The organism is Ruegeria sp. CDSC081, from assembly GCF_059610485.1.
In genome coordinates this window covers 23,713-36,910 of sequence record NZ_JBXWNS010000011.1, presented here as the reverse complement: position 1 = coordinate 36,910, position 13,198 = coordinate 23,713, and the positions used below count along the sequence as shown (strand labels likewise).

The window sequence follows — 13,198 nt, the reverse complement described above, 5'->3', positions numbered from 1 at the left end:
ATGCGGGAACCGTCAGCTATGCCCGATATTACTGGGACCAACGGCAACGACGATATCGACGTTAACAATGACACGGGGACCCTGAACGGTTCACCGGCTGGAACTCCGATTGATAATATCCGCGGCCGGGGTGGCGATGACGACGTCGACATCAATAACAGCACGATTACCGGGAATGTCATCGGCAATGCCGGCTCCGACACGATCACCGTCACCAGTAGCACCATTGGTGGCAGGATTGCCAGCGGGTCGGATGACGACACTGTCGATATCAGTGGCTCGAGTGTTGGAAACATCCGGCTAGGGAGCGGCAACGATACCCTGAATTTCACCAGCACCAGCGTCAGTGGCGATTTGCGTGGCGGCGGCGGGACCGACACGTTGAACTTGCCGGTGGGTACCGTCATCACCGATACCAATTTTGGCGTCATTAACGTCGTAGATGGCGTAGGCTATACCCTGTCCAGCGGGACATTCACCCTACCATCCGGTATCACGGTCACATATTCTGCCTTTGAGAACGGAAGTGGCGTTCCTTGTTTTACCCGTGACACGCACATCCTGACGCAGGACGGCATGAAAGCAATCCAAGCGCTGCGGATCGGGGACATGGTCCCGACCATGGGGTGCGACCCTCAGCCTATACGCTGGATCGGTCGTCGACAGTTTGACCGCACCGCCTTGCTGGAAAATCCCCGGCTCTTGCCGGTACGAATCCTTGCAGGTGCGCTGGGCGAGGGTTTGCCGCATCGCGATCTTCTGGTCTCACGCCAGCACAGGATGCTGGTGCAGTCCAGAATCGCGGAACGCATGTTCGGCACCACCGAAGTTTTGATTCCGGCGATCAAACTGACCGCACTGCCGGGAATCTATATCGATGAGGCCGTGCAATCGGTTGAGTATTTTCACCTGCTATTTGATCGCCATCATGTCATCTTTGCCGAAGATGCCCCAACCGAAAGCCTGTTCACCGGAGTCGAGGCCCTGAAATCCCTCGGGTCGGAGGAGCGGCGAGAAATTTTCGAAATCTTTCCGGAACTGATCGAAAATCATGGTGAAAACCCGGCCCGGTTCATTCCATGTGGACGCCAACAGTCCCATCTGATCCAGCGGCATTTGAAGAACAACAAACCCTTGCTTCAACGCAATGGCGCCTAGGTCTTATAGAGTTTAAGATGGGTGCAAAGATTTCGCACGGCCCGTCTTGACCCTTCCTGTGATTCCCACTAAACGCATCCAACCAGTTTTCGGGCGCGACTTCGGGTTGCGCCCCTTGTGATTTGGCCACGGGTCCTGTACCCAGCCCGCAGATACAAAGGAAGAAACCATGTCGCGCCGTTGCGAACTGACCGGAAAAGGCCCGATGACTGGCAACAATGTCAGCCACGCCAAAAACAGAACTCGTCGTCGTTTTCTGCCCAACCTGAACGACGTAACCCTGCAGTCGGAAACCCTGGGTCGTGGCGTCAAGCTGCGTATCTCGGCCGCTGCCCTGCGTTCAGTTGACCACCGTGGTGGTCTGGATGCGTTCCTGGCCAAAGCCAAGGATGACGAGCTGTCCACCAACGCACTGAAAGTGAAAAAAGAAATCGCCAAGGCTCAAGCTGCGGTCTAAGCGTTCTTTTTCACCAAAGATTTCGACCCTGTACCCGAACGGTGCAGGGTCTTTTCTTTTGTCTGATTGAGTTTAGACGATTTCGCCGTCAGAGCGTGATCTTGTTCACATACAGTGTTCTGATGTTTGAATATGTTTGTTCATATTCTATTGGCGGAGTTCGATCTCATGTCTTTCAAATCCTTTGATTCCCTCTCCCTGTTGGCGGCCTTTTTTGGCAAGACGTTTGGGACATGTGTGCGGATGCAGCGTCAGGTGAACAGGTTGCATACCAGCCTGACCAAAGGGTCTGTCAAACGTCCCGGATTGGACAACTGACCTCGTACTGACCAAAATGACCCGAGGGCTTCTGGCGCATTCGATTGTGCTTGAAGCCCTTTTTGTCTCGGGCGTATACCGAAGGCAGGATGAAACACTTTCGGAACAGATTTCTATCATTTGCCCTGTCGCTGCTGGTCAGTCTGACTGGTCAGGGGGTGGCTGCGTCGCGTGGCGTTGATACCGCAGTCGGGCAGATGGTGCTGTGTACTGGTGTTGGTCCTGTTGTGATCTATATGGATGCGGAGGGGCAACCGGCGAAGCCCCCGCATTTCTGCCCCGACTATGCGCTGACGTTGCTGGGTGCTATCGCTGTCGTTTCACATGTGCTGCCCGATGCACCAAGTTATGCCGGGCCATTTTTAGAGCGCGGCGACAGGAGCCTAATAGCAGCGCCCGTTCCGTTTCAGCCCGCCCGCGCGCCACCTGCAAGAGCCTGATTAAATTTAACTTTTTCAGACACTTGACATAGGAGAGGCGCGATGTCCCTCACTTCCAAACTTTTGGCAACCCTGGCTGTGGCCGCATTTGCCACCACTGCAATGGCGCAGGAAACCATCACACTAGAAGATGCCTATGCGCGCTCCGCCGGCAAAACGGCGAAAGCGGGCGCGGCCTTTATGGTGATTCAGAACACGGGCGAGGCGGATGACCGTCTTGTTCGCGCGGAATCGGAGGCGGCTGCACGGGTTGAGCTGCACACGCATCTGATCGATGCCAACGGCGTGGCGCAGATGACCCATGTCGAAGAGGGATTCGTCATCCCTGCCGGTGGTGCGCATGCGCTCAAGCGCGGGGGCGATCACGTGATGTTCATGGGATTGGTTGCTCCGTTTGAACATGGTGCAACTGTGCCTGTAACGCTGGTTTTTGAAAAAGCCGGTGAGGTTGAGATCGACGTGCCGGTTGATCTGGAACGAAAAGACATGGGCGCCCACTCGAACTAAGGTCACGTCAACCTTCAAGCCGCTATGCGGCCGTCATCCACGCGTCAGGCCGGGCTTTGCCCGGCCTGTTTGCCTATCGCTTCAACGGTTAACAACCCGCATCGAAACGCGGTCATGTGCCCGTTTGAAGCGCACTGCCAGAAAGAACATCACGGCGGCGAAAGCCAGCGCGGAAAAGGCAATGGCCCACCCCAGTGCGACCATGCCACTGCCGGGCCAGAACAACAGCACCAACCCAATGATCAGCGCAATGATCCCCGAGTTTCGCACCATCACGGCATCCGGGTTGTTGCTGGGTATCTGCCGCCATGCCAGCAACGAACCGATGCCGACGATCAGCGCCCAAGCACCCAGCAGGAAAAACGTCAGCCGCGCAACACCCTCGGGCCAGATCAACAGGACAAGCCCAATCAATAGAGCCCCGATGCCGACGCCGCCGATCAATCCGCGCCGTCCAAAGCCCAGTAGGGTCAGGCCGCCATCTAGAACCAAAAGCAGGCCGACCAGTCGCAACAGCAAAGAGATACTGCCCGTTGGCCAAAACAGCGCGGCGATCCCCAATGCTCCGGCCAGACACCCGCGTAACAGGAAGGTCCACCACAGATTTGCCAGTTGGTCGCCAAATGTATCGCGGCCCTCCATACTGGAATCGTCCAGGATTTCTTCGCGCGTGTGGTGGGGGTCGGTCATGGGAGCCTCTTATTTCGATTGTCGTATCAATAATTTTGGTGCCGGTCTGGCGGGCTAAGATTCGCGCAGCAGCTTTTGAACCCAGCGTGGCACGGTTTCGGATGCAGGGCCAAGTATCACCTGATCGAAACTCGAGGCGCCGGATGACGGATCTAGGTTCAACTCGACGGTTCGTGCGCCTGACATTGTCGCCTCGTGCACAAATGCTGCGGCGGGGTAGACCTGACCCGAGGTGCCGATTGAAGCGAAGATAGCAGCATTGGCCAAGTGATCGTAGATCAGGTCCATAAAATAGGGCATCTCACCGAACCATACAATATCGGGTCGGGCGGTTGGGCCACCGCAGGCGGGGCAGGGTTCACCCACCGACATCTTGGGCGGGGCGGCCCAGCGGTGATCGCAGGTGGTGCATAAGGCCCCAGCGAGTGTGCCGTGCATATGGATCACATTCTCGGATCCTGCGGCTTCGTGGAGGCCGTCGACATTCTGGGTCACGATGATAACCTCGCCGAGCCAGTTGCGTTGCAGATGGGTCAGCGCGGTATGGGCCGGATTGGGTTGCGCCTGTGCAGCCTGCACACGGCGCGCGTTGTAGAACTTGTGCACCACCGCCGGATTGCGGGCAAAGCCTTCGGGCGTGGCGACATCCTCGATCCTGTGCTGCGCCCACAGACCTCCTTCGTCGCGGAATGTGCCCAGCCCGCTTTCGGCGGAAATCCCGGCACCGGTCAGAATGACGATCTTTTGCATTTCCGCCTCACGCGTTACACCCGGTTGTATGACACACCGTATCCTTTTCGTCTGTTTGGGCAATATCTGCCGGTCTCCGGCCGCCGAAGGTGCTTTTCGCGCCCGTGCGCCGCATCATGCCACTGACAGCGCCGGAACCTCTGGCTGGCACATCGGAGACCCGCCTTATGGCCCAATGCAGCAGGCTGCTCATGCCCGTAGTATCGACATCAGCGATCTGCGCGCGCGCAAATTCGTGGCCGAAGATTTTGACCGCTTTGACCTGATCATCGGAATGGATGCAGAGAACCTTACCAATATCGAAAACTTGCGTCCCCGTGGCAACGAAACTCCGGTTCGCTCGCTGACTGATTTCGCTACTGAGACAGGCGCGGATCATGTGCCCGATCCGTATTACACCCGTGATTTCGAGGGCACGCTGGATTTGATCGAAAAGGCCGTCGCAGGTCTTGACGCACATCTGAGGGCTTAGTTGTAAAAGCTCTGATGTCTTCGACATTCAGATGTAAAATCAATCGACGCCTGCATCGGGGCCAAGCTCACCTGTTTGGTTCTTTCGCAATCACAGTGGATAAGGTGCGTGTCGTCCGGCTTCTGGTGATCGCAATCGCACCCAAAACCAAAGCGCAGGCTACGGCCTGTGGCGTTGTGATTGCTTCGCCAAAGGCAAGAAAGCCCACAGCAAACATTGTCGGCAATTCAATGCTGCCGACGACCGCAGTTTGAGAAGCGCCGATCAACGGTGAGCAGATCGTATAAATGAGCTGTGGCACAAGCGCTGTGACCAGGCCAATTCCGACGATCAAAATCCAGTCGGATTGCCCTTGCGGGAGCAACTTGGCAACATCGGCGTTCAACATCAGCGGCAACAGCCCGAGAACCGATCCCAAGGAAACCGAAGCAATGCGCGCAAGCGGTGCGATGCGGGACAACCTGTGAACCAAGACACATATCCCGAAGCCGAACCCGATTGGCGCTGCTAGCGACATCAGAAGCGTTGGTATGTGCTGTATCGGAACGGATGCGGGCGATCCTGCAATGAGTGCCGCCAACGTAATGAGGCCCGAGGCGAACAATGCGCGCCTTGTGGGTGTATCGGCGAACAAAGCCCAGGCAATGATCAGCGTGAAAACCGGATAGGTCATATAGAGAACGCCCACAGTCGATGCGGGTAATGTCTCTAGCGCCGTCACATATCCAATCCATCCAAGGCCCATTACCGCGCCTGCCGAAAGCCCCCAAGCAATCTCGCGCCAAGCGTTTCGGTGTATTATAAGAACAGGCAGCAGCAGAATTGCCGTAACGATGTAGCGATAGAACGCGACGGCATAAGGCGCGACGCCTTGCTCGGTCAGCCCTCGGCTAAAATAAGGAACCAGCCCGAAACAAATTGAGGCGAAAAGAACGCCGGCAACCGCAATCGGATAGGGAAAAGTTGGTCTGGTCTGTGTTGATATCGTTGCCATTCCAATTTGCTATCACAGGTTTGCGACTGCTGTAGCAGAGATTCGTCGAGCGGTTGCTTCGGTTCGCACAGCTAACCCTGGTTCAGTTCTGTATGAAGATGGTGGCAGAAACACACGGCACGTTGATAATTATGCTTCCAATATCTGCGGTGCCCTACACTAACTAATCACCTTCAACTGCCCGCCCAGCCACGGCACCTGCGCGACTGCCGGATCAACAATCTGGGTCCGCATCAGCCGTCGGATCATGTCTGCAACCTCTTTGGGTACTTGGTCCGACCAGTCAGAGCGGGTGAACAGCGAAATTGTGCGGGCGAAGTCACCGAACGGGACCGGATGCGCCTCCATCCCGTCATGAAACCGCGTCGCACGCATATATCCCAGTGGTGTTGTGATCGCCCAGCCAAGCCCCTGTGCGACCATTGCCATCAGCGCCAGGTGCGAGCCGATTTCAAACCGTTCCTCGAACTCCATTTGCTGGCGCGCCAGATGCGCCTCGATCTGGCGACTGATCAGCTGATCTCGGGCGTATCGCAGAAAGGGCAGGTCCTGTATTGAATTCCCCATACCCTTTGGGGTCACCAGAATGAAAGGGTCCTGAACCAGAGGGTATTCAATCACACCCTTCAGGACCTCTCCGGAATGCGCGGATACAGCCATATGCAGCCTCTGCGCCTCCAGCTCGGCGAATAGGTTTAGACTGGGCAACGTGATCAGTTTGAATTTCGACCGGGTCAGGCTGTCGGCCAGCAAAGTCGCCAGCCGCGGGGTCAGATCGTTGTCGAAGTCGTCAATCAAACCGATGGAGAGGGTGGTCAGATGCCCCAGATCCATCACGGTCAGTTCGCTTTGGGCCATTTGCAGTTCGGCCAGCACGACCTCGACCCGCGCCAGAAAACTGCGGCCGGCTTGCGTTAAACGCATTGGTCGTCGCCCGTGATCGACCAGATCAGTGCCCAATGCCTTTTCCAGATTGCGCAACTGCTGAGAAACCGAAGGCTGGCTGAGCCCCGTAATCTCGGCGGCCTGTGCCACCGATCCTGTCCGCGCCAAAGCCTCGAACACCTCAAGGCCCCGCAGGGTCAGCCCTTTCATTACCATCTGATACACCTTTCGCTGCGCCATTTCTGAGGTGCAGTGCGCATCAGGTCAAGCAGCGTGACCGGCTTAGTTGCAGATTGCCTGCGCCATCTGGCCAAAGTTCTTATACCGGTCCCACAGCGCATCATCGCGCGAAGTCTGCGACATCTTCAACTCCTGCGCCTGATGGGGGTCGGTGAACCACTTGGCGACGGTCTTCTGATCGCCCCGCGTCAACGCCTGATCTGCGACGCGCTGAATGCAGCTGCACCGCGCCCGCGTCGCCGCCGACCGGTCCGACGCCAGACACGCCCGTTTGATCTGCGCAGCCTCGCTGGGTGCCGGAGCCATCGCCGTCAGCGATGCCGCACAAAATGCGATTAGGAGGAACTGTTTCATGCTCTTGCCTCGTTTTTGCCTGCCCGGACGGGTCTGATGCCCCTCTCGGTCTGTGGCGGAGTATGAATCAAAGTGGATTTCGGATCAATCATGTGCTGCGAAAAAGTGATTGCGCACATAATTGATGTCGCGTTTTCTGGCCTGACTTCGCTTAGAACTCTAGCGTGAGACCAAAATGCTAAAGAAATACGGGCGTACATTCCACTTGCCGCAATCTCCCGGTGCTACGAGCGATGACAAGATCATGTCGAGTGTTGATGAGTTGGCATCAGCGGACGAAGCCGTCTTTACCGAAAAGATGAACAGTGAGAATACGACCATCCACAGTCAAGGCTGTCACCCTCGCAGTATCGACGCCAGATATCACCCGTCGCGAGACTGGATGAAGGCTTTCGCAGCTGGTATCGCACCGCAACTTACAAAGGATGAGCGCATTGTTGGCGAATATCTATTCGCACGTCATTCCATCGTGTATTTGGAATTGCCGACTTATTTTTTGGGATTCGCGTGGATCAAAGCTGGCGTCGTTCAGCCATGGGATGCGACGCTGTCACGCTTTACAAAACTTGGAATCAGCCCTGTTTCCGAACTGTATCGGGGACGGTTCTCAGCTCAGGTCGTCGCTGATGTAATTGCAGCCCTAGATCTAGACACACAAGAGGGGTTTGTCGTTCGCACAACAGCAGCATTCGAGGAAGAAAACATGCCCACTCATCTCGCGAAGTACGCACGTGAAGTTCATGTGCAAAGTGAGACGCATTGGATGAATGCTGAACTGGTTAGAAATGGGCTGGTCTGATCGGATCGAAGCCTAGCAACTAAAGGGTTTCGTCGGGTCTCGTCCTACCTTGACCGCAGCCCATTTCCGACGCATATCCCCAACCCATGACAGACCTCGCTCACATCCGCAATTTCTCCATCGTCGCGCATATCGACCATGGCAAATCCACCCTTGCTGACCGGCTCATCCAAGAGACCGGGACAGTCAAGGATCGTGACATGAAGGAACAGCTGCTCGACAGCATGGATATCGAGCGGGAGCGTGGCATCACCATCAAGGCCAACACGGTCCGCATCGACTATACCGCCGACAATGGCGAGAAATACGTGCTGAACCTGATCGACACTCCCGGCCACGTGGATTTCGCCTATGAGGTCAGCCGCTCGATGCGTGCGGTCGAAGGCTCACTGCTGGTTGTGGACTCGACCCAAGGGGTCGAGGCGCAGACGCTGGCCAACGTGTACCAAGCCATCGACGCCGATCATGACATCGTGCCGGTGCTCAACAAGATCGACCTGCCTGCGTCCGATTGCGACCGCGTGGCCGAACAGATCGAGGATGTGATCGGCATCGACGCGTCCGAGGCGATTCAGGTCAGCGCCAAGACCGGGCAGGGCATCCATGAGACGTTGGAGGCCATTGTCACCCATCTGCCGGCCCCCAAGGGTAATCTGGATGCACCGCTCAAGGCGATGCTGGTCGATAGCTGGTACGACGCCTATCTCGGCGTCATCGTTCTGGTCCGCATCATGGACGGCACCCTGAAAAAGGGCATGCGGGTCAAGTTCATGTCGAACAACACCCTGCACCATGTCGACCGCGTCGGCGTTTTCCGGCCTGAGATGGAGATGGTCGACAGCCTCGGCCCCGGTGAGATCGGCTTTCTCACCGCCTCGATCAAACAGGTCCGTGACACCCGCGTCGGTGACACGATCACCAATGACCGCAATGGCGCAGAAATCGCGCTGGACGGCTTTAAACCCGCGCAGCCGGTGGTGTTCTGTGGCCTCTTCCCCGTCGACAGTTCCGAATTCGAAGACCTGCGCGATGCGATTGACAAACTGGCGCTGAACGACGCCAGCTTCAGCTTTGAGATGGAAACCTCGGCCGCTTTGGGCTTTGGCTTCCGTTGCGGCTTCCTTGGCCTGCTGCACCTTGAGGTCATTCGCGACCGGATTGAGCGCGAGTATGATATCGAGCTGATCACCACCGCGCCTTCGGTGATCTATCACGTCTTCATGAAAGACGGCGAGATGATCGAGCTGCACAACCCCGCCGACATGCCCGACCCCTCAAAGGTCGACCATATTGAAGAGCCGCGCATCAAGGCGACCATCCTTGTGCCGGATGAATTCCTGGGCGACGTACTGAAACTGTGCCAGGACCGCCGCGGCATCCAGATGGACCTGACCTATGCGGGCAGCCGCGCCATGGTCGTCTATGACCTGCCGCTGAATGAGGTCGTTTTTGACTTTTACGACCGCCTGAAATCGGTGACCAAGGGCTATGCCTCGTTTGACTATCAGATGACCGGCTATACCGAGGACGCGCTGGTCAAGATGTCGGTGCTGGTGAATGACGAGCCCGTTGATGCGCTGTCGACCATGGTTCACCGCGACCGGGCCGAGATGCGGGGCCGGGCGATGTGCGAAAAGCTCAAGGACCTGATCCCGCGCCACATGTTCAAAATCCCGATCCAGGCCGCCATCGGAGGCAAGGTCATCGCCCGCGAGACCCTCTCGGCCCTGCGCAAGGACGTGACCGCGAAGTGCTACGGAGGCGACGCCACGCGGAAACGCAAACTGCTGGACAAGCAGAAGGCGGGTAAGAAAAAGATGCGTCAGTTCGGGAAGGTCGATATCCCGCAGGAGGCATTCATCTCCGCGTTGAAGATGGATGGCTGAATCTGGTTATCCACCAGGTCTGATTTATAGGCATCGCGGTTACACCGATTGCGATTTAGAAGACGAGGATATGTGTTCTCGGTTGGAGAATGAGGTCGAGGCCGCGCAAAAAGGGTGCGTTTGGTTTTCGCCCTTGAGCAGCCAAAACGATCCTTTCGACACATTGCCAGTACTAATCGATTCTGAACGAACGGAAATACAAAAGTTAATCAAAGCATTTCAACGCGAATACGGTAACAATAGGATGATTTCTGGAAGAAATCTCGCCGATGAAGCTAGAAACCTTAAGATACCTATACGTGAATTTAGAGATAGATATTTCAGTTTTGAGCATCTCAAAACTGGAATTCCTAAGCATTTAGTAGCGGCGCGGGAATGGCAAACGATCTGTTGCTTTACGGCAAATCCTTTTAGTTCTCTGATGTGGGCTTACTATTCTGCATCTCATCAGTCCTTTTGTTACGAGTTTTCTTGCGAAAAAGAGGATTTGGCTGCGGCTAGGAAAGTCGTTTCCAAAGTAAAATACTTGGAAAGCCGCCCAGCCTTGACGACAGTTCAAACTATCCGTTGGTTGATCAATAGTAGTCGCCGAGCGAATCCACCAAAGCATCGATCTCTAGTTGTTTCGGGTGAAGAAGCTACTAGAGTGAACGATGCTCTGGTGCTGTCAAAATCCAAAGAGTGGGATCGTGAATGCGAGTGGAGAGCTCTGAAAACACAAGGTGATTCCGCGGGATACAATTCGATTGCACCTTATCGACTATCGTCCATTGTGCTTGGTGCCAATGCCAGCGATCGACTCAAAGGGTTTTTGACGTCTCGCATAGGCTCAGATGTTGAAGTCAGGAAACTAGCGCTATCTGAGCATTCGTATGGTCTGGAGTTTGCTTGACCTAGTTTCGTGAAACAAGCCGATGCGGCGGTCCAAACGATACAGTCACCAGTGATTGAGGTCACGCCCGGCGGCACCGGCGGGCCGCGCCGACCCGCCTCCGTTAAACCGAAGTTTGCCTCCGGCAAAACGGGCGGCGCGTTTTCGTTTCGGGGCTCCGCCCGTTCGCGGCTGAATTCGTCCACTGGACGAATTCCAAGACGCCGCTCACTCTGACCCAGATCAAAGACCGCATGCGCTCTCAATCCTAGGATCCGCGGAAGTTGAATCCCTGATATGAGGCCCCCATGCTTCCCCTGATGCTGATCGTACATATCTTCCTTGGCTCCACCTTTGCCGGGTCCGCTGTCATTGCGGTTCTGTCGATGGGGTATACGACGCTATACCCGATCCTGATCGCTGCCGGAGCTGGCTTTATTGCGGCGTTTCCGGTTTCGTATCTGGTGACCCGAAAGATCGCGGGATAAGGCCTGTTCGGCCCATTGTGACCAACCTCACAGCCGCATCCCAGCTGGCCTGCTAGAGTTTACGTTGCGAAACCCTAGCAGGAGGCGCAGATGTCCACATCCATGATCCCCTTCATTGCCCTCGGGTCAGCGGGTCTCTATTCCGTTGCCATGGTCGCGATGAAGTTCTGGTGGAAAATCCCCGGCCTGGGGCTTGGCCTGCTGATCGTCGCGACCCTGCTGGCCGGGGCGACGCTCGAACTCGCCGCGCTGCGCGACGAACGGTTGGGCATAATCTATACTGGCATTCTGGGGGCCGAGGTCGTTCTGATCGCCATCGCCTCATTCTTTCTGTTTGGCGAAAACTTCTCGCATCGCGAAGTGTTTGGCATTTCCCTGGTCGTGATCGGCACCGCGCTGGCCTGGGCCTAAGCGCGACAAACTGGTTAGGCTTTTTTAAAGCCTTCATGAAGCTTCCTTCAGGTAAGTTGCAACCGGCCCTCAGCCACCCAATCTGTGTAAAAGGCCAGCGAAAGGCCCAGTACAGGAGGTGAGCCAGTGACAGCAAATTCAACTATCGAAGCGGTAAATGCCCCTTCAATTAGGTTGGCTGCGTGGGCTGGCGCAAGATCCTTGGGCTGTATGTAATTTCGAATTTGCGTAGCCTGCGCGATCGAACGAGTTCCGGGCTCGTCTCTGGTCTCCAGGTGAACTGAAGCGTCTCTGGTCCGGTTGGAATTTAGGGGGTACTGGCTGCGAATTGCCGCAGCGCTTAGTAGGTAACCCAACCGGGTCGGAGCGCTTCTCAAATTCAGAACAGGCTTTCAGCGCAAAATGCGGGCAGGTGGCCCTGATTGGTCAGAAAATGCCTCGGTCCTCGGAGGCCGTGGCCAAAGAGCGACCCGTTCACGGCGGGTTTGATTCGAAATATCAGGGATCGGATCGGCGCAATCGCTCACCAAAACCCCCAGAAGGGTCGTGCAGCCCGTTTGCGCCTGCAGAAAGAGTCCAAAATCCCGGGCCGAGCACGTAATTTCACTTGTCCAATGGCAACTCTGCGCAGGAACGTAAAATCTAGAGTTATCCACATCACTCTCCAGCGAGATATCAACAGTTTATCCCCGACTATTTTTTATGCTGCAGTGCTATTTTCTTGCCCAATTATGACCGCGATGTAACAGTCAGGTTACCGCAGAGGTTCTTAGGATCCTGGGTGGGACGCAAAGGCCAAGGGGGTCGCTGCGGTGAAGGAAAATCTTAGGATTTTGTTCTACTGCAAAGACTTACCGGTGCGTGATCCGCTGATTTGGGCGTCAAGTTTGAAACAGGTGATCAAGCTCTCAGAAGGTTAATGCGTGCTGTGCGGGGCCCTCGGGCTCTGTTCAGCGGCTGTGGCCCCTTAGGGGGACAAAGCAACTGGATCGGGACGTCCCTCGGGCGTGTCGAACCGGTAAGGCGTCAGGGGTGTCCTTTGGGCACGTGCAAAGACCGCGTCTGCGCACCTGACGCCTTTTCCTTTTTCCGGGCCCCGGATTCATACAGGCAGCAATTTAATTCCCCCTAAAACGGGAACGGGGTTCTTGCGTTTAAGCAAGAACCCCGTGATCGTGTCAGAAATGCAATGCCGCGTCTATGCACCTGTGTCCGCAAGGATAGCGGGTGCGGGTGCAGAGGGCAACTATATCTTGTATGTCGCCCGATTTTAATCGCTACATTCCGAAAGGAATCAGATGTTTTCCTGAACCTCGGTGGCTGCGCCCTGAATTGCGTCACCTGCTTTTTCAATATCTTTACCGGCGCCTTTAGCGGTTTCACATGCGGCGAGTGTGCAAAGGGCCAGTCCAATAAGTGCGGCTCGGATCATAGGTCTCTCCTTTTGTATAAGTCCCGATTTTCGTAGCAGTTTTGCT

16 protein-coding genes are annotated in these 13,198 nt (G+C 55.9%); 10 read left to right on the top strand and 6 right to left on the bottom strand.

The window, feature by feature from the left end:
• Positions 1-18 precede the first annotated feature (18 nt).
• The 4 genes from AC2FH9_RS17915 (at position 19) to AC2FH9_RS17900 (ending at position 2,880) form a co-directional block, all read left to right on the top strand.
• Positions 19-1,158, top strand: coding sequence for a Hint domain-containing protein (locus AC2FH9_RS17915; protein WP_496872446.1), 1,140 nt, complete (start codon positions 19-21; stop codon positions 1,156-1,158).
• 169 nt (positions 1,159-1,327) lie between these two features.
• Positions 1,328-1,615, top strand: a complete 288-nt coding sequence (gene rpmB / locus AC2FH9_RS17910; protein ID WP_142638086.1) for a 50S ribosomal protein L28 — start codon at positions 1,328-1,330, stop codon at positions 1,613-1,615.
• A 407-nt stretch (positions 1,616-2,022) separates the two neighbouring features.
• Positions 2,023-2,373: a hypothetical protein gene (locus AC2FH9_RS17905; protein WP_496750736.1), complete on the top strand. Its 351-nt coding sequence runs from the start codon at positions 2,023-2,025 to the stop codon at positions 2,371-2,373.
• A 42-nt stretch (positions 2,374-2,415) separates the two neighbouring features.
• Complete coding sequence (locus AC2FH9_RS17900; protein WP_496872445.1) at positions 2,416-2,880, top strand: copper chaperone PCu(A)C; 465 nt, start codon at positions 2,416-2,418, stop codon at positions 2,878-2,880.
• An 81-nt stretch (positions 2,881-2,961) separates the two neighbouring features.
• Here the strand turns inward: AC2FH9_RS17900 and AC2FH9_RS17895 are convergent, their stop codons facing one another.
• Together AC2FH9_RS17895 and AC2FH9_RS17890 are read right to left on the bottom strand one after the other, a co-directional pair.
• Positions 2,962-3,570 carry an HdeD family acid-resistance protein gene (locus AC2FH9_RS17895; protein ID WP_281973240.1) on the bottom strand — a complete coding sequence of 203 codons (609 nt, stop codon included), beginning with the start codon at positions 3,568-3,570 and terminating at the stop codon, positions 2,962-2,964.
• A 54-nt stretch (positions 3,571-3,624) separates the two neighbouring features.
• On the bottom strand, positions 3,625-4,320 hold the full coding sequence (locus tag AC2FH9_RS17890; protein WP_496750734.1) for an NAD-dependent deacylase: 696 nt from the start codon (positions 4,318-4,320) through the stop codon (positions 3,625-3,627).
• A gap of 28 nt (positions 4,321-4,348) precedes the next feature.
• Here AC2FH9_RS17890 and AC2FH9_RS17885 point away from each other — a divergent pair, with 28 nt between their 5' ends.
• Positions 4,349-4,792 carry a low molecular weight protein-tyrosine-phosphatase gene (locus AC2FH9_RS17885; protein ID WP_496750733.1) on the top strand — a complete coding sequence of 148 codons (444 nt, stop codon included), beginning with the start codon at positions 4,349-4,351 and terminating at the stop codon, positions 4,790-4,792.
• 67 nt (positions 4,793-4,859) lie between these two features.
• On the opposite strand, the gene AC2FH9_RS17880 is transcribed toward AC2FH9_RS17885, so the two are convergent.
• The 3 genes from AC2FH9_RS17880 to AC2FH9_RS17870 form a co-directional block, all read right to left on the bottom strand.
• Entirely contained in the window at positions 4,860-5,786 is a 927-nt protein-coding gene (locus AC2FH9_RS17880; RefSeq protein WP_496750731.1) for a DMT family transporter, read from the bottom strand.
• 159 nt (positions 5,787-5,945) lie between these two features.
• Complete coding sequence (locus AC2FH9_RS17875) at positions 5,946-6,887, bottom strand: LysR family transcriptional regulator (RefSeq protein ID WP_496872500.1); 942 nt, start codon at positions 6,885-6,887, stop codon at positions 5,946-5,948.
• A gap of 66 nt (positions 6,888-6,953) precedes the next feature.
• On the bottom strand, positions 6,954-7,265 hold the full coding sequence (locus AC2FH9_RS17870) for a hypothetical protein (RefSeq protein ID WP_142638101.1): 312 nt from the start codon (positions 7,263-7,265) through the stop codon (positions 6,954-6,956).
• Positions 7,266-7,440: 175 nt separating this feature from the next.
• On the opposite strand from AC2FH9_RS17870, the gene AC2FH9_RS17865 reads away from it, so the two are divergent.
• The 5 genes from AC2FH9_RS17865 (at position 7,441) to AC2FH9_RS17845 (ending at position 11,720) form a co-directional block, all read left to right on the top strand.
• Complete coding sequence (locus tag AC2FH9_RS17865; RefSeq protein ID WP_496872443.1) at positions 7,441-8,064, top strand: RNA ligase family protein; 624 nt, start codon at positions 7,441-7,443, stop codon at positions 8,062-8,064.
• An 86-nt stretch (positions 8,065-8,150) separates the two neighbouring features.
• The gene (gene lepA / locus AC2FH9_RS17860; protein WP_496872442.1) at positions 8,151-9,950 is read left to right on the top strand and encodes a translation elongation factor 4; all 1,800 of its coding nucleotides are present in this window, start codon (positions 8,151-8,153) and stop codon (positions 9,948-9,950) included.
• Positions 9,943-10,842 (top strand): DUF2971 domain-containing protein, encoded by a 900-nt coding sequence (locus tag AC2FH9_RS17855; RefSeq protein ID WP_496872440.1) that lies wholly within the window; start codon positions 9,943-9,945, stop codon positions 10,840-10,842. Before lepA ends, AC2FH9_RS17855 begins: the two co-directional genes overlap by 8 nt.
• Positions 10,843-11,129: 287 nt before the next feature.
• Positions 11,130-11,309 (top strand): CTP synthetase, encoded by a 180-nt coding sequence (locus AC2FH9_RS17850; RefSeq protein ID WP_142638109.1) that lies wholly within the window; start codon positions 11,130-11,132, stop codon positions 11,307-11,309.
• Positions 11,310-11,399: 90 nt separating this feature from the next.
• Positions 11,400-11,720 carry a hypothetical protein gene (locus AC2FH9_RS17845; protein WP_142638110.1) on the top strand — a complete coding sequence of 107 codons (321 nt, stop codon included), beginning with the start codon at positions 11,400-11,402 and terminating at the stop codon, positions 11,718-11,720.
• Between the two features lie 1,294 nt (positions 11,721-13,014).
• Here the strand turns inward: AC2FH9_RS17845 and AC2FH9_RS17840 are convergent.
• Positions 13,015-13,152, bottom strand: a complete 138-nt coding sequence (locus AC2FH9_RS17840) for an entericidin A/B family lipoprotein (RefSeq protein ID WP_142638111.1) — start codon at positions 13,150-13,152, stop codon at positions 13,015-13,017.
• Positions 13,153-13,198: the final 46 nt, after the last annotated feature.